The sequence below is a fragment of the Kitasatospora sp. NA04385 genome (assembly GCF_013364235.1).
Classification (GTDB): domain Bacteria; phylum Actinomycetota; class Actinomycetes; order Streptomycetales; family Streptomycetaceae; genus Kitasatospora.
In genome coordinates, this window is sequence record NZ_CP054919.1 from 1,502,800 (window position 1) to 1,524,392 (window position 21,593).

The following is a 21,593-nucleotide window of genomic DNA, read 5'->3' on the forward strand; positions in this document are numbered from 1 at the left end:
GTCCAGGGTGGGCGGGCGCGCGTACTGGTGGGGTCGGGCGGGAGGTGGTAGACCGGCGGGATGACGGTGGCTTATGACGTGGTGATCGTGGGCGGCGGGCACAACGGGCTGGTGGCGGCCGGGTACCTGGGGCGGGCCGGGCTGCGGGTGCTGGTGCTGGAGCGGCTGGGGCACGTGGGCGGGGCGGCGGTGTCGGAGCGGGCGTTCGCGGGGGTGGACGCGCGGCTGTCGCGGTACTCGTACCTGGTGAGCCTGTTGCCGCGGCGGATCCTGGCGGACCTGGGGGTGCGGGTGGAGCTGCGGCGGCGGCGGATCTCCTCGTACACGCCGTGGGAGCGGGACGGGCGGGTCGGGGGGCTGCTGGTGGACGGCGGGGACGAGCGGCGGACGGCCGAGTCGTTCCGTGAACTGACGGGCGGGGAACGGGAGTTCGCGGCGTGGCGGGAGTTCTACGGGATGACCGGGCGGGTGGCGGAGCGGGTGTTCCCGTCGTTGACGGAGCCGCTGCCGTCGTGGGCGGAGCTGCGGGCGCGGGTGGACGATCCGGTGGCGTGGGCGGAGTTGTTCGAGCGGCCGCTGGGCGAGGCGCTGGAGCGGCGGTTCGCGGACGACGTGGTGCGGGGGGTGGTGCTGACGGACGCGCTGATCGGGACGTTCTCGCACGCGCACGACCCTTCGCTGCGGCAGAACCGGTGCTTCCTCTACCACGTGGTGGGCGGCGGGACGGGTGACTGGGACGTGCCGGTGGGCGGGATGGGGGCGGTGACCGGGGCGCTGGCGGAGGCGGCGCTGGCGGGCGGGGCCGAGCTGCGGACGGGGTGCGAGGTGGTGGCGGTGGACCCGGGGGGTGCGGCGGGGCCGGCCGAGGTCGGGTACCTGGACGCGGACGGGGTGCAGCGGCGGGTGGGGGCGCACCGGGTGCTGTGCAACGCGGCGCCGGTGGAGCTGGCGCGGCTGCTGGGCGGGTCGGGCGGTGGCGGGGAGCGGCCGGAGGGGGCGCAGCTGAAGGTGAACATGCTGCTGCGCCGGCTGCCGCGGCTGCGGGACGGGGCGGTGGACGTGCGGGACGCGTTCGGGGGGACGTTCCACGTCGCGGAGTCGTACCGGGAGTTGGAGGGGGCGTACCGGGAGGCGGCGGCGGGGCGGCTGCCCTCCCCCGCGCCGTCGGAGATCTACTGCCACTCGCTGGCGGACCGGTCGATCCTGGGGCCGGGGGTGTCGGCGGGGGCGCAGACGCTGACGCTGTTCGGGTTGCAGGTGCCGGCGCGACTGTTCGCCGGGGACCCGGCGGGGGTGCGGGAGGCGGCGCTGGCGGGGGTGCTGGCGGCGTTGGACGGGGTGCTGGCGGAGCCGTTGGCGGACTGCCTGGCGGTGGACGGGGAGGGGCGGCCGTGCCTGGAGGTGCGCGGGCCGCTGGACCTGGAGGCGGACCTGCGGTTGCCGGGCGGGAACATCTTCCACCGGGAGCTGGCGTTCCCGTTCGCCGACGGGGACGGGGACGGGGACGGGGACGCGGGGCGGTGGGGGGTGGGGACCGGGCACCCGCGGGTGCTGGTGTGCGGGGCCGGGGCGGTGCGCGGGGGCGGGGTGAGCGGGATTCCGGGGCACAACGCGGCGATGGCGGTGCTGGGGCGCTGATCCGCCGGGGCCCGCCCCCCCCCGTGCTCAGAGGTGCAGGTACTCGCCGTCGAACCAGGCGCCGGCGACCCGGGTGTGGAAGGGGAAGGCGAGCGGGGTGTCGGCGGTGGCGAGTTGCCAGCCCTCGGTCTCGTCGGTGGGGACGGAGGGCGGCAGGTCGGCCAGGTCGCGGGCCGGGAAGAGCGCGAACAGGCAGAGGAAGCCGCCGCGGGTGTCGGAGTCGGTGGCGACCAGCCGGGCGTCGGCGGGGTCGGCCGGGATGCCGGTCTCCTCGCGCAGTTCGCGGACGGCGGCCTGCTGCCAGCTCTCGCCGTAGTCGACGTAGCCGCCGGGCAGGGCGAGCAGGCCGTAGCCGGGTTCGATGGTGCGGCGGATGACGGTCAGCCGGGTGTCGCCGTCGGGGTGGTGGACCGGGAGCAGCGCGACGGTGACCGGGAGCGGGTTGCGGTAGCTGATCTCGCCGCAGCCGGGGCAGGTGCGGGGCCAGTTCCGGGTGCCGTCCGGGTAGGGCGCTCCGCACCAGTGGCAGTGGGTGTGCGGGCCGAAGGGGGCGGGGCGGGCGGACGGCTGGGTCGTCATGGGGGCGATGGTAGTCCGGGCGGGTGGCGGGTGGGCGGGAGTCGCCGGGACCGGTGGCGGGACCGGTGGCGGGGCGGGCGGCCGCGGGGTGCGGCGAGGTGCGGCGGGGTGCGGCCGTCACGACGGCGCACGGCCGGGCGGGTGAATTCGGCGGGCGGGATTGGAGTTCAGCCGTGTGCGCACGATAGCGATGGGGGCGGCCCGTGACGGACGCGGGAGTCGAATGGCGTGAAGGATGGCTGTGCGAGCGATTCTGGTTTCCCTGGTGGCGGCGGGTTCGGTGCTCGGACTGGCGGCCCCGGCCCCCGCGGCGCCGCGCGCGGCGAGCGGCGACGTGGTGGTGTTCTCGACCGAGGCGCAGCCGCTGGACGTCTACCACGATCCGGCGGGTTGTCAGCAACTCCCCACGGTGGCGCACGTGTTGACCAACCGGACGGACGGTCCGGTGCGGGTCTACGGGAACCCGTTCTGCCTGGGCCCGTCGGTGGTGGTGCAGCCCGGTTACGGGACGCACGTGCCGGGCGGGGCGGGGAGTTTCTCGGCCTAGCGGGCGCCGCCGGAAATGCGGTCGGATGATCGCACGGGCGGTCGGCGAAACAGCCGATCGCCCGCTTTTCCACTGATCACAGGAATGCGCCCGAAAGGTCGCGCTATGCCATGATGGCGACCGCCGACTCCTCGCCCGCCGTGGCGAATTGGCGCACCGTCAGTGCGGTCGGCCCGTTGTCTCCGGCCCCCCGCGGCAGTCGCGTCCCGGGCCTCGGCCGCCGTCGAGAGGACTGCGTTTCCCGTGGAGCACCTCGTACTTCCCGCTGCCCCCGAGGCGGCCCCGGTCCCCTGGCGGGCGTACGCCAGGCTGGCCAAGCTCGACATCTGGGACTACTACCTGAGCGTCCCGCTGGCGGCCGCGCTGGCGCTGGCCTCCGGGGCGGGGGCCGGGGCCGGGACGGGCCTGGCGGTGCTGGTGCTGTTCCTGGGCGGCGAGGTCGCGATGAGCGCGGCCATGTGCACCTTCGACGACGTCACCGGCTACCGGGACGGCAGCGACGCGGTGAACTACGGGCCGGACGCGCCGGCCCGGCGGCTGGCCCGCAAGCCGCTGGTGGCGGGCACCCTGACGGAGCGCCAGGCGATCAGGTTCGGCTGGGCGGCCGTCGCGGCGTGCGTGCTGTGCTGGGCGGCGGCCGTCGCGGCGGCCCCGGCCCGGCCCGGGTGGGCGGTGGCCGGGACGGCGGCGCTGGCGGTGTTCGGCTTCCAGTACACCTGGTGGCTGCGGATCAGCTACAACGGCTTCCAGGAGCTCTTCCTCGCCGCCCTCGGCTGGTTCTTCGTGCTGCCGCTGTACGGGCTGCTGACCGGCCGGGCGGACGGCTTCGCGGTGGTGCAGGCGCTGGTGTTCGGGCTGGGCCCGCTGCTGTTCGGCGTGTACTCCAACACCAACGACATCGCCGGCGACCGGGCGGTGGGCCGGAAGACCGCCGCGGTGCTGCTCCCGCCGCGCGGCAACGCGGCGTTCGTGGCCGGGTGTTCGGCGCTGGAGGCGGTGCTGCTGGTGGGCTCGGCGGTGACCGGGTTCGCCCCCTGGTGGTTCCCGCTGGTGATGGCGCCGGTGGTCGCGCTGCGGGCCAGGCAGTGGGTGCTCGGGTTCGTCCGCGGCGAGATCCTGCTCGCCCGCCGGTTGGGCATCCGGCTGCACCGGGTGTGCTGCGCGCTGCTGGTGGGCGTGGACCTGGCGCTCGTGGTGTTCGGCGGTGCGCTGTGACCGGCGGGGCGGGGACGCTGGTCCGGCGGCTGCCGCTCGACCTGGGGCCGCTGTTCGAGACGCTGGCCGAGCAGCGCCCGTCGGTGGACGTCCGGCTGGGCCGCCCGCTGGACCTGGCGCCGGAGCGGGGCACCGCGTACGACACCGCCGCTCTGGCCGAGCTGGTGCGGGAGACCGCGGCCTGGCTGGTGGCCGCCGGGGCGGGGCCCGGGTCCTCGGTGGCGGTGGTCAAGCGCAACCACTGGGACTACGTGCTGCTGGCCTGCGCGGCGGCCCGGATCGGGGCGGTGCCGGCGCTGCTGTCGGACCGGGTGCCGCCGGACGCCCTGGGCTCGCTGCTGCGGCGGCTGCGGCCGGACATGCTGGTCACCCAGCGGGACGTGCTGGGCGGGGCGCGGGCCGCCGGGGTCGAGCCGACCGCGCTCGCGCGCCGGACGGTGTGCCTGGACGGGCCGTGCGAGGGCGCGCTGCCGGTGGACGAGCTGCGCGGCGGGCCGGTGCCCGCGGTGCGCGGCCGCGGGGAGGACGAGCCGCTGGCGGTGATCCACACCTCCGGCACCACCGGCGTCCCCAAGCTGGTGGTGCACTCCACCCGGACGCTGATCCGGCGGCTGTCCGCGTTCGAGGCGCGGCCCTGGCCGGTGCTGTCGGTGCGCCGCGAGGACACCGTGGCGAGCGCCATCTCCTTCGCCCACGGGCGGGCCCTGACCTGGACGGTCAGCGCGTTCTGGCGGGCGCCGAGGACCGTCGCGCTGCTGCCCGACTCCGACCCGTCGACGGCCGCCGCGCTGCTGCGCAGCCACCCGCCGACCGTCCTGGAGGCGCTGCCGTCCAGCTACGTGCGCTGGCAGCCGCTGGCGGGCTCGGCCCCGGGGGCCAACCCGTTCCGGGACGTGCGGCTGTTCATCTCGACCTTCGACGCGATGCACCCGCCGACCGTGCGGGCGTTCCTGGACGCCACCCGGCGGCGGCGCCCGCTGTGGATGCAGGGGTGGGGGCAGAGCGAGACCGGGCCGCTGAGCTTCCGGTTCCTGACCCGCGGGGCGCTGGCCGCGGCCGGCGGGCGGCACCCGACCACCCGCGACCTGGGGCGCCCGGTGCCCGGCTGGGTGCGGGTGAAGGTCGCCGACCCCGGCCGGCCCGGGCGCACGGTGCGGCCCGGCCGGACCGGGATGCTGTACGCCCGCACCGGAGCGCTGTGCCTGGGCTACCTGGACGAGCCGGAGCGCTGGGGGCGCAAGCTCGACGGCGGCTGGTTCAACACCGGCGACCTCGGCAGCCGCACCCGCGACGGCCGGGTCTTCGTGCTGGACCGCGAGGTCGACATGGTGCCCGGGATGAGCTGCGTCGAGATCGAGGACGTGCTGCACGAGCGGCTGCCGGACGTCGAGGAGGCGGTGCTGCTGTCGGTCGCCGACGGCCGCCCGCAGCCGGTGCTGGTCACCTCCGGCGGCGGGCTCGACCCGGCGCGCTGGCGGGCCGCGGTGCACGACCTGCCGCCGCTGGCCGAGCCGCTGGTGGTCGGCTGGGACGAGGTGCCGCGGACCGCCACCGGGAAGGTGCGGCGGCACGAGCTGCGCGCCCGGGTGCTGGCCGGGAGCACCCCGATCGGGACCGGACTGTGGACGTGAACTCCGGTGCGGTGGAGGCGGACTGACGTGAGCGGGGAGCTGGGTGTGGACGAGGTCGGCGACGGGGCCGAGGTCGATGTCGCGGTGGTCGGGGCCGGGATCGCGGGGCTGTCCGCCGCGCACCACCTGACCGCGGCCGGGCGGACGGTGCGGGTCTACGAGGGCGCGGACCGGGTCGGCGGGCGGATGGCCTCCGACCGGGTGGACGGGTGGCTGCTCGACGAGGGCGCGGAGACCATCGCCGGCGCCGGGTACGAGGCCACCTGGGAGCTGATCCGGGCGGTGGGCCTGCCGGAGTCCGAGGTGCCGGTGATCGGGCCCGGCTTCGCGCTGTGGCGGCACGGGCGGGCGCACGCCCGCCTCGGGCACCCGAAGGGGCTGCTGACCGGGGCCGGGCTGTCCTGGCGGGGCCGCTGGGCCTGGCTCCGCCTCACCGCCGAACTGGCCACCGCCTGGCGCGGGTTCGACCCGGACCGGCCGGAGACCGCGCCCAGCGGGGACGCCACGCTGAGCGAGTTCTGCGCCGGTTCGGCCGGGCGGGAGGAACTGCTCGCCGCGATGCTCCAGCCGCTGTCCGCCCACTGCTTCGGCTGGCGGCCGGACGGCTCGGCCGTCGCCCCGATGATGGCCGCCCTGCTGTCGGTCGGCGGGGCCGGGGCGCGCTGGATGACCTACCGGGACGGGATGGACACCCTGGCCCGCCGGCTCGCCGGACGGCTGCCGGTCGAGCTCGGCCGCCGGGTCACCGCCGTCCGGGAGGAGGCGGGCGGCGTGCGGCTGGAGTTCGCGGACGGGGCACGGGTGCGGGCCCGGCAGGCGGTGCTGGCGGTGCCCGCGCCGCTGGCCCTGGAGCTGCGCGGGGACGACCTGCCGGACGGGGAGCGGCCGTACCTGGCGGCCAGCACGTACACGCCGATGCTCAAGGTCGCCTGCCTGCTGGACCGGCCGCTGCCCGGCCCGACCGGGGCGTCGAGCTACGCGCTGTCGGTGCCGGAGAGCGAGAGCCGGGTGTGCACCGGGCTGATCCTCGACCACCTGAAGGCGGACGGGCGGGCACCGGCGGGCAAGGGGCTGGTCAGCGTGTTCGCCTCGCCGTGGGCCTCCCCCGGGCTGCTGGGCGAGCCGGACGGACGGGTGGTGGAGACGCTCTGCGCGGAGGCCGAGCGCTTCCTGCCCGGCCTGCGGGCGGCGACCGTCCGCACGCTGGTGCACCGCTTCCCGCTCGGGCTGCCGCAGGGCGCGCCGGCGGCCGTCCGGGAGCGGGCCGCGTTCCTGGAGCGGCCGACCCGGGCGGTCGAGTACGCCGGGGACTGGGTGATGCTGCGGCCGAGCAGCGAGGGGGCGGTGCGGGCCGGGAAGCTGGCGGCCCGGCGGGTGCTGGCGCACGCGGCGGGGGTCTCGTCGGCCACCTCGGTGTCGGTGCCGGTGCCGGGCGCGGCGTCGGGCACGGCATCGGCGTCGGGCGCGGCATCGGCGTCGGGCGCGGCGTCGGCGGCGGCTTCGGGCACGGCGGGGCGGGGCTGATGGCGGGCGCGGTCGGGGCGCCGGGGTCGTACCTGTTCGACAACGGGAGCGCGCACGCGGCCGGGCAGCACCGCTGTCTGGCGGCCTGGCTGGACCCGATCAGCACCGGCGCGCTGCGGGCGGGCGGGGTCCGGCCCGGGATGCGCTGCCTGGACGTGGGCACCGGGGCCGGGAGCATCGCGCTCTGGCTGGCCGACCGGGTGGCGCCCGGCGGCTCGGTGCTGGCGACCGACCTGGTGCCGCTGCCGGTGCCGGAGCGGCCCGGGCTGACGGTGCTGCGGCACGACGTGGTGCGGGACGAACTGCCGGAGGGCGCCTTCGACCTGGTGCACGTCCGGCTGGTGCTCTCCCACCTGCCGGAGCGGGAGGCGGTGCTGGCGCGGCTGTTCGCCGCGCTGCGGCCCGGCGGGGTGCTGCACCTGCTGGAGTTCGACGCCGAGTACGCGCCGGTGCTCACCGTCCCGGACCGGCGGGCCGGGGAGCTCTACCGGCGGTACCAGCAGGCGAAGTTGCGGGCCTTCCGGGCCCGCGGCTCGCACCAGGGCTGGGGGCGGGAGTGCGCCGGGGCGCTGGTGCGGGCCGGGTTCACCGGGGTGGAGGCGGAGGTCCGGGTCGGCACGCTGGCGCCCGGGACGCCGCAGCTGGAGATGCAGGCGCACAACACCCGGCACCTGCGGGAGGCGCTGCTCCGGGAGGGCCTGACCGAGGACGAACTCGCCGAGCTGCGCGCCCTGTTCGCCGATCCGCGGTTCCGGGCCTGCTCGAACGTGGTGTACGCGGTGCGCGGGCGGCGGCCGTGACGGCGACGGTGCTCGGGACCGGGCCCCGGGTGGCCCGGGAGGTCGCGGCGGGGCTGCTGCGGGCCTCCGGGGTGGGCGTCGGCGCGGACGGCGGCGAAGGCGTCCGCGGGGACGGCGACGGGGACGGCGGCGGGGACGAACCGCTGGAGGTGGCGGGCGGGTTGGCGTGCCGGATCGGCTGGGCCGGGCCGCTGGACCTCGCGCTCGACAGCGAGGCGGACGTTCAGGCGGCCTGCGGGGTGATGCACGTGCACGGGCGGCGGTACGGGGAGCCGACGCCGCTGCGGGTGGACTTCGCCTCGGTGGCGGCCGGGGTGCTGGCCGCCACCGGGGTGCTGGCCGCGCTGCGGGCCCGGCGGCTGGGCGCGGCCTACCGCGAGGTGGGCGTGTCGGTGGCGCAGGCCGCGCTGCTCGGGCTGTCGCAGTACCTGGCGGCGGCGTCCGCGCCGGAGCAGGGGTGCGCGGAGCCGGACGGGGCGGGCGGGCCGCCGTTCGTGTCGGCGGACGGGGTGTGGTTCGAACTGGAGGCGCTGGAGGCGGACGGCTGGCTGCGGTTCTGGTCCCGGCTGGGCGTCGAGCGGCGGGTAGTGGGCCGTGGCTGGCTGCCGTTCCAGGCCCGGTACGGAACGGCGGCCTGCCCGCTGCCGGAGGAACTGGCCGCGGCGGCACGGACGTTCGGGTACCGGCGGCTGGCGCGGGTCGCGGCGGAGTGCGGGGTCGGGCTCACCGTGGCGGCGCGGCGGCCGACCGTGCTGGGCGGGATGCCGTGGCTGCTGCGGGCGGGTGCGCCGGGGGGCGGGCGTGACGTTCGGGCGGGGGGCGTTCCGGCGGGCGTTCCGGCAGGTGGCGTTCGGACCGGTGCGCCGGGGCGTTCCGGCGGGCGGGGCGGGCTCGGCTTCGCGGGCGGGCCGTTGAGCGGTGTGACGGTGGTGGAGATCGCCCGGCGGGTCCAGGGTCCGCTGGCGGGGCGGGTGCTGGCGCTGCTCGGGGCCACCGTGCTGCGGGTCGAGCCGCCCGGCGGGGACCCGCTGCGCGGCGTGCCGCCGATGGTGGCGGCCGACGGCGGGCGGCGGGCGGAACGACGGCGGGCGCGGGCGGCGGGCGACGGGACAGCGGGCGGCGGGACAGCGGGCGGCGGGGCAGCGGGCGGCGGGGCAGCGGTGTCGGCGCGGTTCGCGGCGCTCAACCGGGGCAAGGGGGTGCTGGAGGCGGACCTGCGGAGCGCGGCGGGGCGCTCCGCCGTGCGGGAGCTGCTGGGCGGGGCGGACGTGCTGCTGCACAGCCTGGCGCCCGCGAAGGTGGCCGGGCTCGGCCTGGACGCCGGGACGGTCGCCGCGCTGCGCCCGGGGCTGGTGTACGCCCAGGCCAGCGGCGGCGGGCCGGGGTTGAGCACCGACTACCCGGTGCAGGCGCACTCCGGGCTGGCCGCGCTGCTGGCCCCGGCGGGGATGCCGCCGCGCCCCACCCTGCTGACCGTCTGCGACGTGCTGGGCGGCCTGGTCTGCGCGGCGGGGACGGTGGCCGCGCTGGAGGCCCGGGAGCGGACCGGGCGGGCGCAGCGGGTGGAGTCCTCGCTGCTGTCGGCGGCCCGGCTGCTGTGCGGGGCGGCGGGCGGGGCGGGAACGCCGGGCGGCGGGGTGGAGGTGTGCACGGACCTGGGCGTCCTGGTGCGCGACCCGCGGCTGGCGGCGGCGCTGGAGTTCGGCCCGGACGGCTGCGCGTTCGTCCGGGCGCCGTGGGGGTTCGGGGCGTGAGCGGGCCGGGGGGTTGTTCGGTTGTTCGGCGGATCGGTGGACGGGAGTGGTGGCTGTGACGTGGGTTTCGGTGGCCGGGGTGGAGTTCCCCGACCGGGTGGACCGGGGGTTGCGGGCGGAGTGGGTGGCCCGGGGCTGGTGTCCCGGCCGGGGGCTGTACGAGCTGTTCGCGGAGCGGGTCGCGGCGGACGGGCGGCGGGTGGCCGTGGTGGACGGGGACGGTGAGCTCTCGTACGCGGAACTGGGGCGGCTGGTACGGGGGTTGGCGGCGGGGCTGGCCGCGCGCGGGGTGCGGCCGGGGTCGGTGGTGGGCGTGAAGGTGCCCGCGGACCGGTGGGCTCCGGCGGTGGACCTGGCGGTGGCGGCGCTGGGGGCGGTGGTGCTGCCGTGCACGCCGGGGCACGGGCGGCGGGACCTGCTGGCGCTGTGGGGGACGGCGCGGGTGGACGCGGTGGTGACCGTGCCGGAGTGGAAGGCGCTGGTGGACGGCCTGCGGCCGGAACTGCCGGACCTGCACGAGGTGGTGGTGCTGGACGGGACGCCGTGGCCGGAACGGGCCGAGTGGGTGCCGACCGCGGTGGACCCGGGGGCACCCGCCCGCGTCCTGGTGTCGTCGGGTTCGGAGGCCGCGCCGAAGCTGGTCGCGTACTCGCACGACGCGCTGGCGGGCGGCCGCGGGCGCTACGTGGAGCGGGTGCTGGAGACGGTGGACGGCGGGCCGGCCCGGGTGCTGCTGCTGGTGCACCCGGCGACGGCGTACGGGTCGCTGGCGGTGGTGGCGCTGGTGCGGTGCGGGGCGGCGGTGCTGCTGCCGCCGCTCGGGGAGCGGTTCGATCCGGCGGCGGCGGTGGCCGCGGTGGGGCGGTGGCGGCCGACGCACCTGGCGGCGGTGCCGACCATGCTGCGCCGGATGGCGGAGGTGCGGCCGGTGCCGGGCGAGGACCTGTCCTCGTTGCAGGCGGTGGTGTCGAGTGCGGCGGCGCTCTCCCCGGCGGTGCTGGCGGCGGCGCTGCGGCGGTTCGGCTGCCCGGTGGTGAACGTGTACGGGGCCAGTGACGGGCTGAACTGCCACGCGCGGTGGGTGGATCCGGACGGTGACGTGCTGCGGGTGGGCCTGCCCGACCCGCAGGTCGCGGAGTTCCGGGTGTGCGGGCCGGACGGGCGGCCGGTGCCGGCGGGGGTGCCGGGCGAGTTGCAGGCGCTGGGGCCGATGACGCCGCTGTGCCACGTCGGGGACCCGGCGGCGGACGCCGCGCTGCGGGTGGACGGGGGCTGGGTGCGCTCCGGCGACCGGGGGGTGCTGGAGGCGGACGGTTCGCTGCGGGTGCTGGCGCGGACCAGGCAGACCGTGAACCGCGGCGGGGTGTCGATCTCCACGGCGGAGGTGGAGCGGCTGCTGGAGGGGCATCCGGAGGTGCTGGAGGCGGTGTGCGTGCCGGTGCCGGACCAGGACCTCGGCGAGCGGATGTGCGTGTGCGCGGTGCCGCGCGGGGCCGGGCTGACGCTGGACGGACTGACGCTGTTCCTGGCGCAGGCGTGCGGCCTGGAGCGGTACAAGCTGCCGGAGCGGCTGCTGCTGCTGGAGCGGCTGCCGGTGGGCGGGTCGGGGAAGCCGGACCGGCGGGTGCTCGCGGAACTGGCGGCGGCGGCCGGGCGCTCCGGCGGGGCCGTGGCGGCGGGCGAGGTGGTGGGGGCGGCGGGCTGAGGCCGTCCCGGCCGGTGGGCGCCCCGCGGGGCGCCCACCGGTGTGCTCAGCGGTGTGCTCAGCGGGGGAAGGCGAGGACGGCCTCGGTGATCCGCTCGACCTGGGCGTCCGTCAGGTGCGGGTAGACCGGGAGGGACAGGCACTGGCGGGCGGCGCGTTCGGCGTGCGGCCAGTGGCCGCCGGGGGCGGCGGCGGGGGCGAAGGCGGGCTGGTGGGGCAGGGGCTGCGGGTAGTAGACGTGGCTGTCGACGCCGTGGGCGGCGAGGTGCCGCTTGAGGTCGTCACGGCGTTCGGCGAGCAGCGTGTAGACGTAGTAGCAGCGGCCGTCGGTGCCGGGCGGGGGCGCCAGGACGCCGTGCGCGGCGAGCGGGGCGAAGCGCTCGGTGTAGTGGGCGGCGATCTCGGCGCGGCGGGCCAGCCGGGCGGCCAGGCCGGGGTGGCGGCGCAGTTGGAAGGCGGCGAGGATCTCGTCGAAGCGGCTGTTCAGGCCGATCAGGTGGTGCCGGAAGCGGTGCACGCCGTCCTGGCCGTGGTTGCGCAGCATCCGTACGGTGCGGGCGAGTTCGGGGTCGGAGGTGACCACGACGCCGCCTTCGCCGGGGCCGCCGAAGGACTTCACCTGGACGAAGGAGAACACCCCGGCGTCGCCCCAGGTACCGGCCGGGCGGCCGTCCAGCACGGCGCCCTGGGCGACCGCGGAGTCCTCGATCAGGCGCAGGCCGTGCCGGGTGGCGAGGGCGCGCAGGCGCGGCATGTCGGCCATCACCGAGAACACGTGGGCGGGCATCAGCGCCTTGGTGCGGGGGGTGACCAGGGCCTCGGCAGCGTCGGGGTCGATGACCAGGGTGTGCGGGTCGACGTCGGCGAAGACCGGGGTGGCGCCGACACCGAGGACGGTGTTGGCGAGCGGGGCGCAGCCGAAGGCGGGCACGATCACCTCGTCGCCCGCGGTGACGCCCATGGCGCGCAGGATCAGGGTGAGCGCGGTGGTGCCGCTGCCGCAGGCGACGACGTCCCCGGCGCCGAGGTCGGTGCGCAGCAACTCCTCGAAGCGGGCGGTGCGTTCGCCGAGGATGAAGCGCTGGGCGGGGTCGGTGCCGACTTCCCGGACGACGTCGAGGAGCAGGTCGCGGTCGTCCTCGAACAGGTCGGGCGGGAAGAACGGGATCGTGGTGGCGGTGGTCGTCGTGGTCATCGGCGGGTCACCGCTGCTTTCCGTGCTGGAAGTCGCGGACCAGGTCGCTGACCAGGTCCAGGTCGTGGTCGGCGAGGTCGGGGTAGAGCGGCAGCGCGAGGGCGCGGGCGCAGGCGGCTTCGGCGCGCGGGAACTCGCCGGGGCGGTGGCCGAGTCCGGCGAAGCAGGGCTGGAGGTGCAGCGGCGTCGGGTAGTAGGTCTCGGTCTGGATGCCGTGCCGGTCGAGGTGGGCGGCGAGTTCGTCGCGGTGGTCGGACTCGATCAGGTAGACGTACCAGACCGGGTTCGTGGCGGCGGCCCGGGGGACGACGGTGGGCAGGGTGAGCCCGGGGGTGCCGGTGAGGCGTTCGGTGTAGGCGGCGGCGAGGTGGGCGCGGCGGGCGATGTCCCGGTCGGCGCGGCCGAGTCTGGCGAGCAGGAAGGCGGCCTGGACGTCGTCCATCTTGCTGTTGGTGCCGAGGAGTTCGGTGGGGCGGTTGATGGTGGGGAAGTCGTCGAGGGTGCGTCCGGCGCGGCCGTGGTGGCGCATCGCGGCGACGGCTTCGGCGAGGGCGGGGTCGTCGGTGAGGACGGCGCCGGCGTCGCCGAGCGCGCCGAGGGTCTTGGTGGGGAAGAAGGAGAGCACGCCGCCCGCGCCGTGCAGGCCGGCGTGGACGCCGTCCCAGCGCATGCCGAAGGCCTCGGCGCTGTCCTCGACGACGGTCAGGCCGTGCCGGTCGGCGACGTCCAGTAGGGCGCGCAGGTCGGCGAGTTGGTGGAACAGGTGGACGGGCATGACCATCCGGGTGCGGTCGGTGCGGACGGCTTCGACGCTCGCCGGGTCGAGGGCGTACGTGACCGGGTCGATGTCGGCGAAGACCGGGCGGCCGCCGGCCAGCACCACCGAGGTGGCGGAGGCGACGAAGGTGTAGGCGGGGACGACGACCTCGTCGCCGGGGCGCAGTCCGGCGGCGCGCAGCAGCAGGACCAGGGCGTCGGTGCCGCTGTTGACGCCGATCGCGTGCCGGGCGCCGGTCCAGGCGGCGAGGGCGGTCTCGAACTCCTCGACCTTGGGGCCGTGCGAGTACTTGCCGCGGTCCATCAGTTCGTCGAGGTGGCGCCGGGTGGTGGGCCAGAGGGATTCGAAGGTCTCGGCCTGGGTGAAGAAGGGAACGCCCGGAGAGGTAGTGGCACCCATGAAACTCTCATCGGATTGTATGGATTAGGCGGGCGGATCAGCCCTGCCTGCGAATCTATGCCCCCCGAACCCGGCCGACCTGGCGGGAGGCGCCGTTTCACTCCTTCGAATGGCCTGGTGGGTAAGGGATTTGACGGCCGATCGGATCGCTGCCGAAGTACTGCTTGAATACCGGGCGAAGCAATACCGGGACGCGGAAGGAATGACGTTCTCGCCATGTCGAACGGACTCGGGACCTTACTCGTCGGAATGGGACGGGCCGGCAGCGGCCTCCACCTCCCGGTGCTGCGCCGGCTGCGCGGGGCGCCCGGCACCGCGCACCTGTTCGCGGCGGCACCGGTGCTCGCCGTCGACCCGCACCGCGGCCCCGCCCCCGCCGCCGACCTGCGCCCGACCACGCTGGCCGAGGCGCCCCGGCTGCTCGACCCGGCCCGCACCGTCGTCCACCTGTGCACCCCGCCCACCGAGCGGGCCGCCGCGCTGGAGGCGCTCGGACGGCTCGGCTACCGGCGGGTGCTGCTGGAGAAGCCGGTGGCCGCCGACAGCCGCGGCCTGGACGAACTGCTCGCGCTGCGCGACCGGTACGGGCTGGACCTGGCGGTGGTCGCCCAGTGGCTGGGCAGCCGGCTGACCGACCGGCTGCGCACGCTGCTCGCCCGGGACGCGTACGGGCCGCTGCGCACCGTCCACGTCGTCCAGCGCAAGCCGCGCTTCTCCCGCTCGCTGGCCGGGGACGGGCACCCGACCGCGTTCGACGTCGAACTGCCGCACTCGCTGGGGCTGTGCCTGGCGCTGGCCGGTCCGGGCCGGGTGACCGGCGCGGGCGGCACCGACATGGTGGTGGGCGGCCGGGTGCTGCCCCGGCTCGGCACCGCCTGGCTCAACCTCCAGCACGACAGCGGGGTGTGGACCCGCATCCGCTCCGACCTCACCTCGCCGGTGCGCGAGCGCCGGGTCACCCTGGAGCTGGCGCACGGCACCCTGATCGGGCACTTCCCCGGCAGCGAGGCCGACGCGTACGCCCGGCTGACCGTCATCGACCGGGACGGCGAGAGCACCGAGCTGCTGCACGACGACGCGCTGGGCGGATTCCTGGAGCACACCTACCGCTACTACGCGGCGGACGGCGACCGGCGCGGGCCGCACCCGGACCTGGCGGTCAACGCCCAGGTGGTGCGGCTGCTCGACCGGGCCAAGGCGATCGCGGCCCGGCCGGTGCCCGGCGGCGCGCGGCGGACGGCGGCGGCCCGGTGAGCGCCCTGCGCAAGGGCGGCCGGCCCCGGCGCCGACGGGCGAACCGCACACCGGTGGCCCGGCGGCCCGCGATCCGGTTCGGCGGGATCGGCGACGAGGCCGCCCCCGACCTGGCCGGACAGATCGACGCGCTGGAGCAACTCGGCTGGAACGAGCTGGAGTTGCGCACCGTGGACGGCGTCTGGGTGGCCGAGCTCACCCACCCGCAGGTCAAGGCCGTCGCCACCACATTGAAACGGCACGGGATCCGGGTCTCCGGCCTCGCGTCCCGGGTCGGCAACTGGGCCTCCGACATCACCGGCGACCTCCGGGCGGACGACATCGAGCTCGGCCGGCTCTCCTCCCGCGCCGAACTGCTCGGCACCAACCGGATCCGGATCATGTCCTACCCCAACGGCACCGGCCTGCCGGAGGCCGAGTGGCGCCGGCTGGCCGTGGAGCGGATGCGCTACTTCGCGATCGGCGCGCAGCGCGGCAACCAGGTCGCGCTGCACGAGAACTGCGCGGGCTGGGGCGGGAGTTCGATCGAGAACACGCTCGACCTGATGGCCTCGGTGGACAACTCCGGGCTGCGGCTGCTGCACGACACCGGCAACGGCATCGCGTACGGCTACGACGGGTTCGAACTGCTGCGCCGGAGCTTCGCGCACGTCGACCACGTGCACATCAAGGACGCGGTCGGCGGCGGCGAGCACACCCGGTACGTGCTGCCGGGCGAGGGTGCGGCCCGACTCGCTGAGTCCCTGCGGCTGTTGACCGCGCGCGGCTGGCGCGGCAGTTGGTCGCTGGAGCCGCACCTGGCCACCCGGCCGCACGAGGGCCTGGCGGCGGACGGCCGCACCGAGAGCGGATTCGTCGCTGCCGGGAGGGCGTTGACCGCCCTGGTCGAGCGCGAGGTGCTGCCGCACTCCCCCGGCTGGCGGCTCGTTCCGGGCGGCCTGGCGTGGGAGGCGCCGGTGCCCCGGCAGCCGGACCGGGCGGCGGAGGTGACCTCCGGTGCTCACTGAGACCGTCCCGGTGGAGGCGGAACTCTCCGCCGAAGAGCGGGAGTTGCTGCTCGATCTGCTGCGGCTGCCCACCGCCGGCCCGTTGGAGACCGGGCCGGGTGCGCCGCTGCCGCTGCTGGCCGAGGCCCTGGAGGTGTACGCCCGGGCGGGGGGCCGGATCGGGCTGGTGGAGGTGTACCGGGGCGCGCCCGACCCGGCCGAACTCGACCGTCCGGACGTACCGTTGACCGTCCGGCGGGCGGTGGACCGGGAGCCGGGGTTCCTGGCCTGCCAGCCCAGCCTGGTGCTGCGGCTGGGGCCGGAGCTGCCGCGGGCGGCGACCGTGATGTTCAACGTGCACCTGGACACCGTGGCCGGCCCGGAACCGGTGGCCTTCGACGGGCGGCGGTTCACCGGGCGGGGCGCGATCGACGCCAAGGGCCCGGCGGTGGCGCTGCTCGCCGGGGTGCGGACGGCGGTGGCGGCGGAGCCCCGGGTGGGGCGGGAGGTCGCGGTGCTGGTGCAGGCGGTGTCCGGCGAGGAGGGCGGCGCGATGGGCGTGTTCGGCACCCGTCCGCTGGTCGAGGCCGGGTACACGGGCGCGTTGAACGTGTTCTGCGAGCCGACCGGCCTGCGCTACCTGCCCCGGGCGACGGCCGCCGCCACCGCCCGGCTGCGGGTGCGCGGCGAGGACGCGATCGACGACTGCCCGGGCGCGGGCCACAACGCGACGGTACTGCTCGGCTTCCTCGCCCAGCACCTGGCCCGCGAACTGGGCCGCGCGCCCGGCCCGCGCGACCCGTTCTGCGTGGCCGGGACGCGCACCGGCCCGCTGCACAACCGGGTCTACGGGAGCGGCGAGCTGCTGCTCAACCTGCCCTACCGGGACGCCGGTTCGGGCCGCCGGGCGCAGGCCGCGGTGGAGGCGGCGGTCCGCTCCGGGCTGGAGGCGTTCCGCGCGGCGTTCGCCGGGCTGCCGGAGTTCGCCCGGACGGCCGCCGACTGCGCCCGGATCACCCGGCTGGACTGGCTCAAGCGCGGCCTGCCCGCCCTGGACAACCGGCACCCGGAGCTGGAGGAACTGCTCACCCGGCGGGCCGGGATCGCCCGGACGCCGGACGCGGAGCCCGCGTTCACCTGCGACGCGATCTGGGCGGCCGGACTGCCGGACGACGCGTTCACCGTGGTGCTCGGCCCGGGCGGGCTCGGCGCCAACCGGGCCCACGCGGCGGGCGAGTTCGCCGAGAAGGCCCAGCTCGACGCCTTCGCCGCGGCGGTGGCCCGGCTGCTGGTGGCCTTCGCCCGCCGGTCCTGAACTCCGTTGGTCCTGAACCTCGTTGGCCATGAACCCCGTTGACCCTCAACCGCGTGGTCCCTCAACCGCGCTGTCCCGATGAGCCCGACTGGAGGCTGTTCCCCGTGACCACCGTGGCGTCCGCGCCCAGTGCCACCGGCACCGTCCGCGTCCCGTACGCCGACCTGATCCGTTTCACCACCGAGGTGTTCGCCGCGCACCGGCTGCCGCCCGAGCGGGCCCGGGAGGCGGCGGAGGCGCTGTGCTACGGCGACGCCGCCGGGATGGACTCGCACGGGCTGGCCAACCTGGGCCGGCTCTACCTGCCGCTGCTGGCGGAGGGCCGGGCCGATCCGCTGGCGGAGCCGGTGGTGCTGGCCGACCGGGGGGCCGCGGTGCTGGTGGACGCGGCCGGGGCGCTCGGGCTGTGGCAGGCCGGGGCGGCGATGGAGCTGGCGGCGGAGCGGGCCGAGCGGTACGGGATCGGGCTGGTGTCGGTGCGCCGGGCCACCCACTTCGGCTGCGCGGGCCACCACGCGGCGCGGGTCACCGGGCGCGGGATGATCGGGCTGCTGGCGTCGAACTGCGGTCGGCAGCGGATCGCCCGGCCGCCGGGCGGTGCGGTGGCGCTGCTGGGCACCAACCCGTGGAGCGTGGCCGCCCCGGCGGGTGAACTGCCCCCGTACGTCCTGGACATGAGCACCACGGCGGTGCCGACCGGCCGGGTGCGGGCGGCGGAGCGGGCGGGCCGGTCGATCCCCCCGGGGTGGCTGGCCGGACCGGACGGGCGGCCGGTGACGGACCCGGGCGCGTTCGACCGGGGCGAGGCGCACCTGCTGTGGCTGGGGGCCGGTGCGGGCGGCGAGTTCAAGGGCTTCGGCCTCGGGCTGATGGTGGAGGTGCTGGCCGCGCTGCTGCCGGGCGCGGGCCTGGGCCCGGAGCCGGAGGCGCTGGACGGTGACGGGCGGCCGTCCGGCCGGGACGACGACATCGGCGTGTTCGCGCTGGCCATCGCCCCGGCCACGCTCCGGGACGCCGACCAGGTGGCGCTGGACGCCCGGACCCTGTTCGGCACGGTGCTGGACTGCCCTCCGGCGGACGGGAGTTCGGGCCCGGTGGCGTACCCGGGCTGGCACGAGGCCCGGCGCACCGCCGAGGCGCGCCGGGACGGGGTGCCGCTGGCCGCTCCGCTGCTGGCCGAACTGGCGGGCATCGCGGCGGAGTCGGGCGTCCGTCCGGTCGGCGCGGCGGTCGCCGGGGCGGAGGGCGGGCGGTGAGCGGGCTGCGGTTCGGGGTGGTCGGGCTCGGGGTGATCTCGCGGTTCTACCTGGCCGCGCTGGAGCGGGTGCCGGGGGTGCGGCTGGCGGCGGTGTGCGACCGGGACGCCGCCGTGCTGGAGCCGTTCGGCGGCCGGGTGCCCGCTTTCGCCGACCACCGGGAGATGCTGGCGGCGGGCGGGCTGGACGCCGTGGTGGTGACCGTCCCGAACGACCTGCACCTGGCGGTCGGCCGGGACGCGCTGCGGGCGGGCCTGCCGGTGTGCGTGGAGAAGCCGCTGGCGCTGCGGGCCGCCGAGGGCGCGGAGTTGGCGGCGCTGGCGGCCGAGCGGCGGGTGCCGCTGTTCACCGCGTTCCACCGGCGGTACAACGCGGCGGTGCGGGAGCTGTGCGCGGCGCTCGCCCGGCACCCCTCCCCCGTGCGGTCGGTGACGGCGCGCTACTTCGAGCTGATCGAGGAGCACGTCGGCCGGGACCGCTGGTACCTGGACCCGGAGCGGTGCGGCGGCGGCTGCGTCGCCGACAACGGCCCGAACGCGTACGACCTGCTGCGGCTGCTGGCGGGCCCGATGGCGCTGCTCGGCGCCGAGGTGGTGCGCGACGGCACCGGGGTGGACCGGTCCGCGGTGCTGGAGCTGGCGGGCCCGGACGGGGTGCGCGGCCGGATCGAGCTGGACTGGTCGTACCCGGGCGAACGGAAGGACGTGACGGTGGAGTTGGCGGACGGCACGGTGCTGCGGGCGGACCTGCTGGCCGGGCACGCGGGCTTCAAGCAGTCGCTCTGGCACGAGTACGAGGGCATCGTCGGCGAGTTCGCCGGGCTACTGCGCGGGGCGGGCCCGGCCGACCCGGACGGCCCGGGCGGCCCGTCGGAGCGCGGCCCGGACGGGGTGGACGCGCTGCGGGTGGTCGAGGCGGCGTACCGCGCCGAGGCGGCGGCCCGGACGGGGGTGCGCGGATGAGCGGGGACGCGGGGACGGACGGGGTGCGGGAGGACGGGCCGAAGCGGACGGTCACCGGCACGCTGGTGAAGGTGCTGCTGCACAGCCGGACCGAGCGCGGGATGAGCCTGGAGCCGTTCGCCAGCCGGTGCGTCCGGGCGGGCGAGGTGCACGAGTTGGTGACCACCGACCAGCGGGACACCGCGCCGGGGGCGCGGATCGACCGGGTCGGGTTCCTGGGCTTCGCGGAGATCGCGGTGGCGGGGGTGCTGGACCGGGGCGACCGGGTGTTCGTCGGCGAGCACCGGGTCGGCACGGTGCTGGGCTTCGACGCCTGCCACTTCCCGAACCACTACAACGTGCTGATCGCGGCCGACCACCTGCTGACCGGGGAGAAGCTGGACCTGCGGCCGGAGCTGCCCGTGCGGTTCGTCCCGGCCGGGGACTGAGCCGCCCCGCCGGGGAAACGGCGGAGCAACGGGCGCGGCGGGGCAACGGGCGACGACGAGGGCCCGGAACGGGGGGCGCCCTCCCCGTTCCGGGCCCTTCGGGCGCCGGCTGCCGTCAGCGGCCGAGCAGCGGCACGTCGATGTCGCCCAGGTGGTAGGCGCGCACGGCCTGGACCAGCTCCTCGACGGACAGCTGGCCGTCGCCGTTGGCGTCGATCTGGGCGAAGGCCTCCAGCGGGTTGACGTCCTGGACGCCGATCGCGTCCAGCCAGGACTTGAACTCGGCCGGGTTGACCTGGCCGTCGCCGTCCACGTCGACCAGCTCGACGATGGCCTGGATGGTCGGCCTGACGACGCGGCCGAAGCCGGCGCCGCCGTTCTCCAGGACGTGCTCCTCGGCGATGTGGTTGAACTGCTCGGGGGTGAGCGCGCCGGTCTCCTCGTCGATGCCCGCCTTGTCGGCGAAGAAGCCCCACATGCCGAGGTAGGCGTCGGTCAGCTGGCGGGCGGCCGGGGTGCCGGGGGCCTCGCCGAAGGCCTGCAGGATGCGCTGGGCCTCGGCGTCCCAGTCGGCGCGGTCGATCTTGCCGTCGCCGTTCACGTCCCAGAGGTCGAAGCGCTTCTGGGCACGGTCGAGCTGCACGGAAGTGGTCATGGTGGAGTTTCTCCAGTGTGGGTCCGGTGCGGGCGGCGACCGTCCCAGGGACAGGGCCGGCGGATGACGCCCGGTGGGGGTGCTTTCGCTGAATCGTCACACCATCGATGCGGCGACGGAACGTCACAGTACCGGCACGCAGAGCGACGGGTCGTGTACGTGCCGCCAACCGGGTGACTTTCTCGGTTCGTTGACGTCCCGTCGGCTCGACGGGCCTTGAACCGCCGTTGCCGTGCCACGATTTGGGGACATCGTCAACTGTTTCGACAGCGGCCTCCCGAGTGGGTGACCCGGGCGGTTCCGTCCCCGCCCGGAGCCCGGCCCGCGCCTACGCTCGGAGGATGACCGAGACGCTCTCACCGCCCGCCACCCTCCCCCCGCTGCCGCCGCTGCCGATGATCGAGCTGGGCCCGCAGGCGTTCGCCGCCGTGCACGCCCTGCACGGGGCGGTGGAGGAGGCCGCGACGGCGGCCGGGCTGGAGCCGCTGCTGCTGGAACTGGTGCGGCTGCGCTGCTCGCAGCTGAACGGCTGCGTGTACTGCGTGGGCCTGCACACGGAGTCCGCCCGGAAGGCGGGCGAACAGGACGAGCGGCTGGCCCAGTTGGTGGTGTGGCGGGAGTCCGAGCTGTTCACCCCCCGGGAGCGCGCCGCGCTCGCGCTGGCCGAGGCGGTCACCCGGCTCACCGACCGGGCGGAGGGCACCCGGGCCCGGCGGGCCGCGCAGGGGGCGCTGTCCGCGTCGGAGGCGGCGTTCGTGGCCTGGGCGGCGACCGTGGTGAACACCTACAACCGGATCGCCGTCACCTCGCGCCGGGTCGCGGCCGAGACGCTCTGAACGGACAGCCCGTGCGTGGGCCGGCGTACGGGGCCGGTGCACGGGGCCGGTGTACGGGGCTGGCGTACGGGGCTGGCGTACGGGGTCGGTGTGCGGGCCGGTTCGCCGGGAGCCGGTGGCGGGTGCAGGCTGGAGG

Annotated in this window: 19 protein-coding genes; 15 read left to right on the forward strand and 4 right to left on the reverse strand. The window is 76.7% G+C overall.

Going from position 1 to position 21,593, the window contains the following annotated elements:
* The first annotated feature begins 60 nt into the window (after nucleotides 1–60).
* A complete protein-coding gene (locus HUT16_RS06465) occupies nucleotides 61–1,638 on the forward strand; it encodes an NAD(P)/FAD-dependent oxidoreductase (protein ID WP_176186304.1) in 1,578 nt (525 codons plus the stop codon).
* A gap of 27 nt (nucleotides 1,639–1,665) precedes the next feature.
* Here the strand turns inward: HUT16_RS06465 and HUT16_RS06470 are convergent, their stop codons facing one another.
* On the reverse strand, nucleotides 1,666–2,217 hold the full coding sequence (locus HUT16_RS06470) for an NUDIX domain-containing protein (protein ID WP_176186306.1): 552 nt from the start codon (nucleotides 2,215–2,217) through the stop codon (nucleotides 1,666–1,668).
* A gap of 235 nt (nucleotides 2,218–2,452) precedes the next feature.
* On the opposite strand from HUT16_RS06470, the gene HUT16_RS06475 reads away from it, so the two are divergent.
* The 7 genes from HUT16_RS06475 (at nucleotide 2,453) to HUT16_RS06505 (ending at nucleotide 11,393) form a co-directional block, all read left to right on the forward strand.
* The gene (locus HUT16_RS06475; protein WP_176186308.1) at nucleotides 2,453–2,764 is read left to right on the forward strand and encodes a hypothetical protein; all 312 of its coding nucleotides are present in this window, start codon (nucleotides 2,453–2,455) and stop codon (nucleotides 2,762–2,764) included.
* 243 nt (nucleotides 2,765–3,007) lie between these two features.
* The gene (locus tag HUT16_RS06480; RefSeq protein ID WP_176186310.1) at nucleotides 3,008–3,979 is read left to right on the forward strand and encodes a UbiA family prenyltransferase; all 972 of its coding nucleotides are present in this window, start codon (nucleotides 3,008–3,010) and stop codon (nucleotides 3,977–3,979) included.
* The gene (locus HUT16_RS06485; RefSeq protein WP_176186312.1) at nucleotides 3,976–5,610 is read left to right on the forward strand and encodes a class I adenylate-forming enzyme family protein; all 1,635 of its coding nucleotides are present in this window, start codon (nucleotides 3,976–3,978) and stop codon (nucleotides 5,608–5,610) included. Before HUT16_RS06480 ends, HUT16_RS06485 begins: the two co-directional genes overlap by 4 nt.
* A 27-nt stretch (nucleotides 5,611–5,637) precedes the next feature.
* Entirely contained in the window at nucleotides 5,638–7,134 is a 1,497-nt protein-coding gene (locus HUT16_RS06490; protein WP_217712028.1) for an NAD(P)/FAD-dependent oxidoreductase, read from the forward strand.
* Nucleotides 7,134–7,934, forward strand: a complete 801-nt coding sequence (locus tag HUT16_RS06495) for a class I SAM-dependent methyltransferase (protein WP_176186316.1) — start codon at nucleotides 7,134–7,136, stop codon at nucleotides 7,932–7,934. The genes HUT16_RS06490 and HUT16_RS06495 overlap by 1 nt, the downstream gene beginning before the upstream one ends.
* Nucleotides 7,931–9,688, forward strand: a complete 1,758-nt coding sequence (locus HUT16_RS39120; RefSeq protein ID WP_176186318.1) for a CoA transferase — start codon at nucleotides 7,931–7,933, stop codon at nucleotides 9,686–9,688. Before HUT16_RS06495 ends, HUT16_RS39120 begins: the two co-directional genes overlap by 4 nt.
* Nucleotides 9,689–9,743: 55 nt before the next feature.
* The gene (locus HUT16_RS06505) at nucleotides 9,744–11,393 is read left to right on the forward strand and encodes a class I adenylate-forming enzyme family protein (protein WP_303392064.1); all 1,650 of its coding nucleotides are present in this window, start codon (nucleotides 9,744–9,746) and stop codon (nucleotides 11,391–11,393) included.
* 58 nt (nucleotides 11,394–11,451) lie between these two features.
* Here HUT16_RS06505 and HUT16_RS06510 read toward each other — a convergent pair whose 3' ends face one another.
* Entirely contained in the window at nucleotides 11,452–12,588 is a 1,137-nt protein-coding gene (locus HUT16_RS06510) for a DegT/DnrJ/EryC1/StrS aminotransferase family protein (protein ID WP_176186321.1), read from the reverse strand.
* A gap of 7 nt (nucleotides 12,589–12,595) precedes the next feature.
* Nucleotides 12,596–13,765: a DegT/DnrJ/EryC1/StrS aminotransferase family protein gene (locus tag HUT16_RS06515; RefSeq protein ID WP_176186323.1), complete on the reverse strand. Its 1,170-nt coding sequence runs from the start codon at nucleotides 13,763–13,765 to the stop codon at nucleotides 12,596–12,598.
* A gap of 216 nt (nucleotides 13,766–13,981) precedes the next feature.
* Between HUT16_RS06515 and HUT16_RS06520 the strand changes: the two genes are divergently transcribed.
* The 6 genes from HUT16_RS06520 to HUT16_RS06545 all read left to right on the forward strand — a co-directional run bounded on the left by HUT16_RS06520 (nucleotide 13,982) and on the right by HUT16_RS06545 (nucleotide 19,966).
* Nucleotides 13,982–15,019: a Gfo/Idh/MocA family oxidoreductase gene (locus tag HUT16_RS06520; RefSeq protein WP_176186325.1), complete on the forward strand. Its 1,038-nt coding sequence runs from the start codon at nucleotides 13,982–13,984 to the stop codon at nucleotides 15,017–15,019.
* Nucleotides 15,016–16,026: a sugar phosphate isomerase/epimerase gene (locus tag HUT16_RS06525; RefSeq protein ID WP_217712030.1), complete on the forward strand. Its 1,011-nt coding sequence runs from the start codon at nucleotides 15,016–15,018 to the stop codon at nucleotides 16,024–16,026. Before HUT16_RS06520 ends, HUT16_RS06525 begins: the two co-directional genes overlap by 4 nt.
* Nucleotides 16,016–17,320 carry a M20/M25/M40 family metallo-hydrolase gene (locus HUT16_RS06530; RefSeq protein ID WP_217712031.1) on the forward strand — a complete coding sequence of 435 codons (1,305 nt, stop codon included), beginning with the start codon at nucleotides 16,016–16,018 and terminating at the stop codon, nucleotides 17,318–17,320. Before HUT16_RS06525 ends, HUT16_RS06530 begins: the two co-directional genes overlap by 11 nt.
* A gap of 104 nt (nucleotides 17,321–17,424) precedes the next feature.
* Nucleotides 17,425–18,576: an Ldh family oxidoreductase gene (locus HUT16_RS06535; protein ID WP_176186327.1), complete on the forward strand. Its 1,152-nt coding sequence runs from the start codon at nucleotides 17,425–17,427 to the stop codon at nucleotides 18,574–18,576.
* Nucleotides 18,573–19,538: a Gfo/Idh/MocA family protein gene (locus HUT16_RS06540; RefSeq protein ID WP_176186329.1), complete on the forward strand. Its 966-nt coding sequence runs from the start codon at nucleotides 18,573–18,575 to the stop codon at nucleotides 19,536–19,538. The genes HUT16_RS06535 and HUT16_RS06540 overlap by 4 nt, the downstream gene beginning before the upstream one ends.
* Nucleotides 19,535–19,966: a hypothetical protein gene (locus tag HUT16_RS06545; RefSeq protein WP_176186331.1), complete on the forward strand. Its 432-nt coding sequence runs from the start codon at nucleotides 19,535–19,537 to the stop codon at nucleotides 19,964–19,966. The genes HUT16_RS06540 and HUT16_RS06545 overlap by 4 nt, the downstream gene beginning before the upstream one ends.
* A 115-nt stretch (nucleotides 19,967–20,081) precedes the next feature.
* On the opposite strand, the gene HUT16_RS06550 is transcribed toward HUT16_RS06545, so the two are convergent.
* The gene (locus HUT16_RS06550; protein ID WP_176186333.1) at nucleotides 20,082–20,621 is read right to left on the reverse strand and encodes an EF-hand domain-containing protein; all 540 of its coding nucleotides are present in this window, start codon (nucleotides 20,619–20,621) and stop codon (nucleotides 20,082–20,084) included.
* A 341-nt stretch (nucleotides 20,622–20,962) separates the two neighbouring features.
* On the opposite strand from HUT16_RS06550, the gene HUT16_RS06555 reads away from it, so the two are divergent.
* Nucleotides 20,963–21,457, forward strand: coding sequence for a carboxymuconolactone decarboxylase family protein (locus HUT16_RS06555; protein ID WP_217712032.1), 495 nt, complete (start codon nucleotides 20,963–20,965; stop codon nucleotides 21,455–21,457).
* Nucleotides 21,458–21,593: the final 136 nt, after the last annotated feature.

Excerpts from the sequence above, each read along its gene's own strand:
- HUT16_RS06520 (WP_176186325.1), top strand. The coding sequence starts at position 13,982 with ATGTCGAACGGACTCGGGACCTTACTCGTCGGAATGGGACGGGCCGGC.
- HUT16_RS06550 (WP_176186333.1), bottom strand. The coding sequence starts at position 20,621 with ATGACCACTTCCGTGCAGCTCGACCGTGCCCAGAAGCGCTTCGACCTC.
- HUT16_RS06555 (WP_217712032.1), top strand. The coding sequence starts at position 20,963 with ATGACCGAGACGCTCTCACCGCCCGCCACCCTCCCCCCGCTGCCGCCG.
- HUT16_RS06515 (WP_176186323.1), bottom strand. The coding sequence starts at position 13,765 with ATGGGTGCCACTACCTCTCCGGGCGTTCCCTTCTTCACCCAGGCCGAG.
- HUT16_RS06495 (WP_176186316.1), top strand. The coding sequence starts at position 7,134 with ATGGCGGGCGCGGTCGGGGCGCCGGGGTCGTACCTGTTCGACAACGGG.
- HUT16_RS06475 (WP_176186308.1), top strand. The coding sequence starts at position 2,453 with ATGGCTGTGCGAGCGATTCTGGTTTCCCTGGTGGCGGCGGGTTCGGTG.
- HUT16_RS06510 (WP_176186321.1), bottom strand. The coding sequence starts at position 12,588 with ATGACCACGACGACCACCGCCACCACGATCCCGTTCTTCCCGCCCGAC.
- HUT16_RS06465 (WP_176186304.1), top strand. The coding sequence starts at position 61 with ATGACGGTGGCTTATGACGTGGTGATCGTGGGCGGCGGGCACAACGGG.
- HUT16_RS06545 (WP_176186331.1), top strand. The coding sequence starts at position 19,535 with ATGAGCGGGGACGCGGGGACGGACGGGGTGCGGGAGGACGGGCCGAAG.
- HUT16_RS06470 (WP_176186306.1), bottom strand. The coding sequence starts at position 2,217 with ATGACGACCCAGCCGTCCGCCCGCCCCGCCCCCTTCGGCCCGCACACC.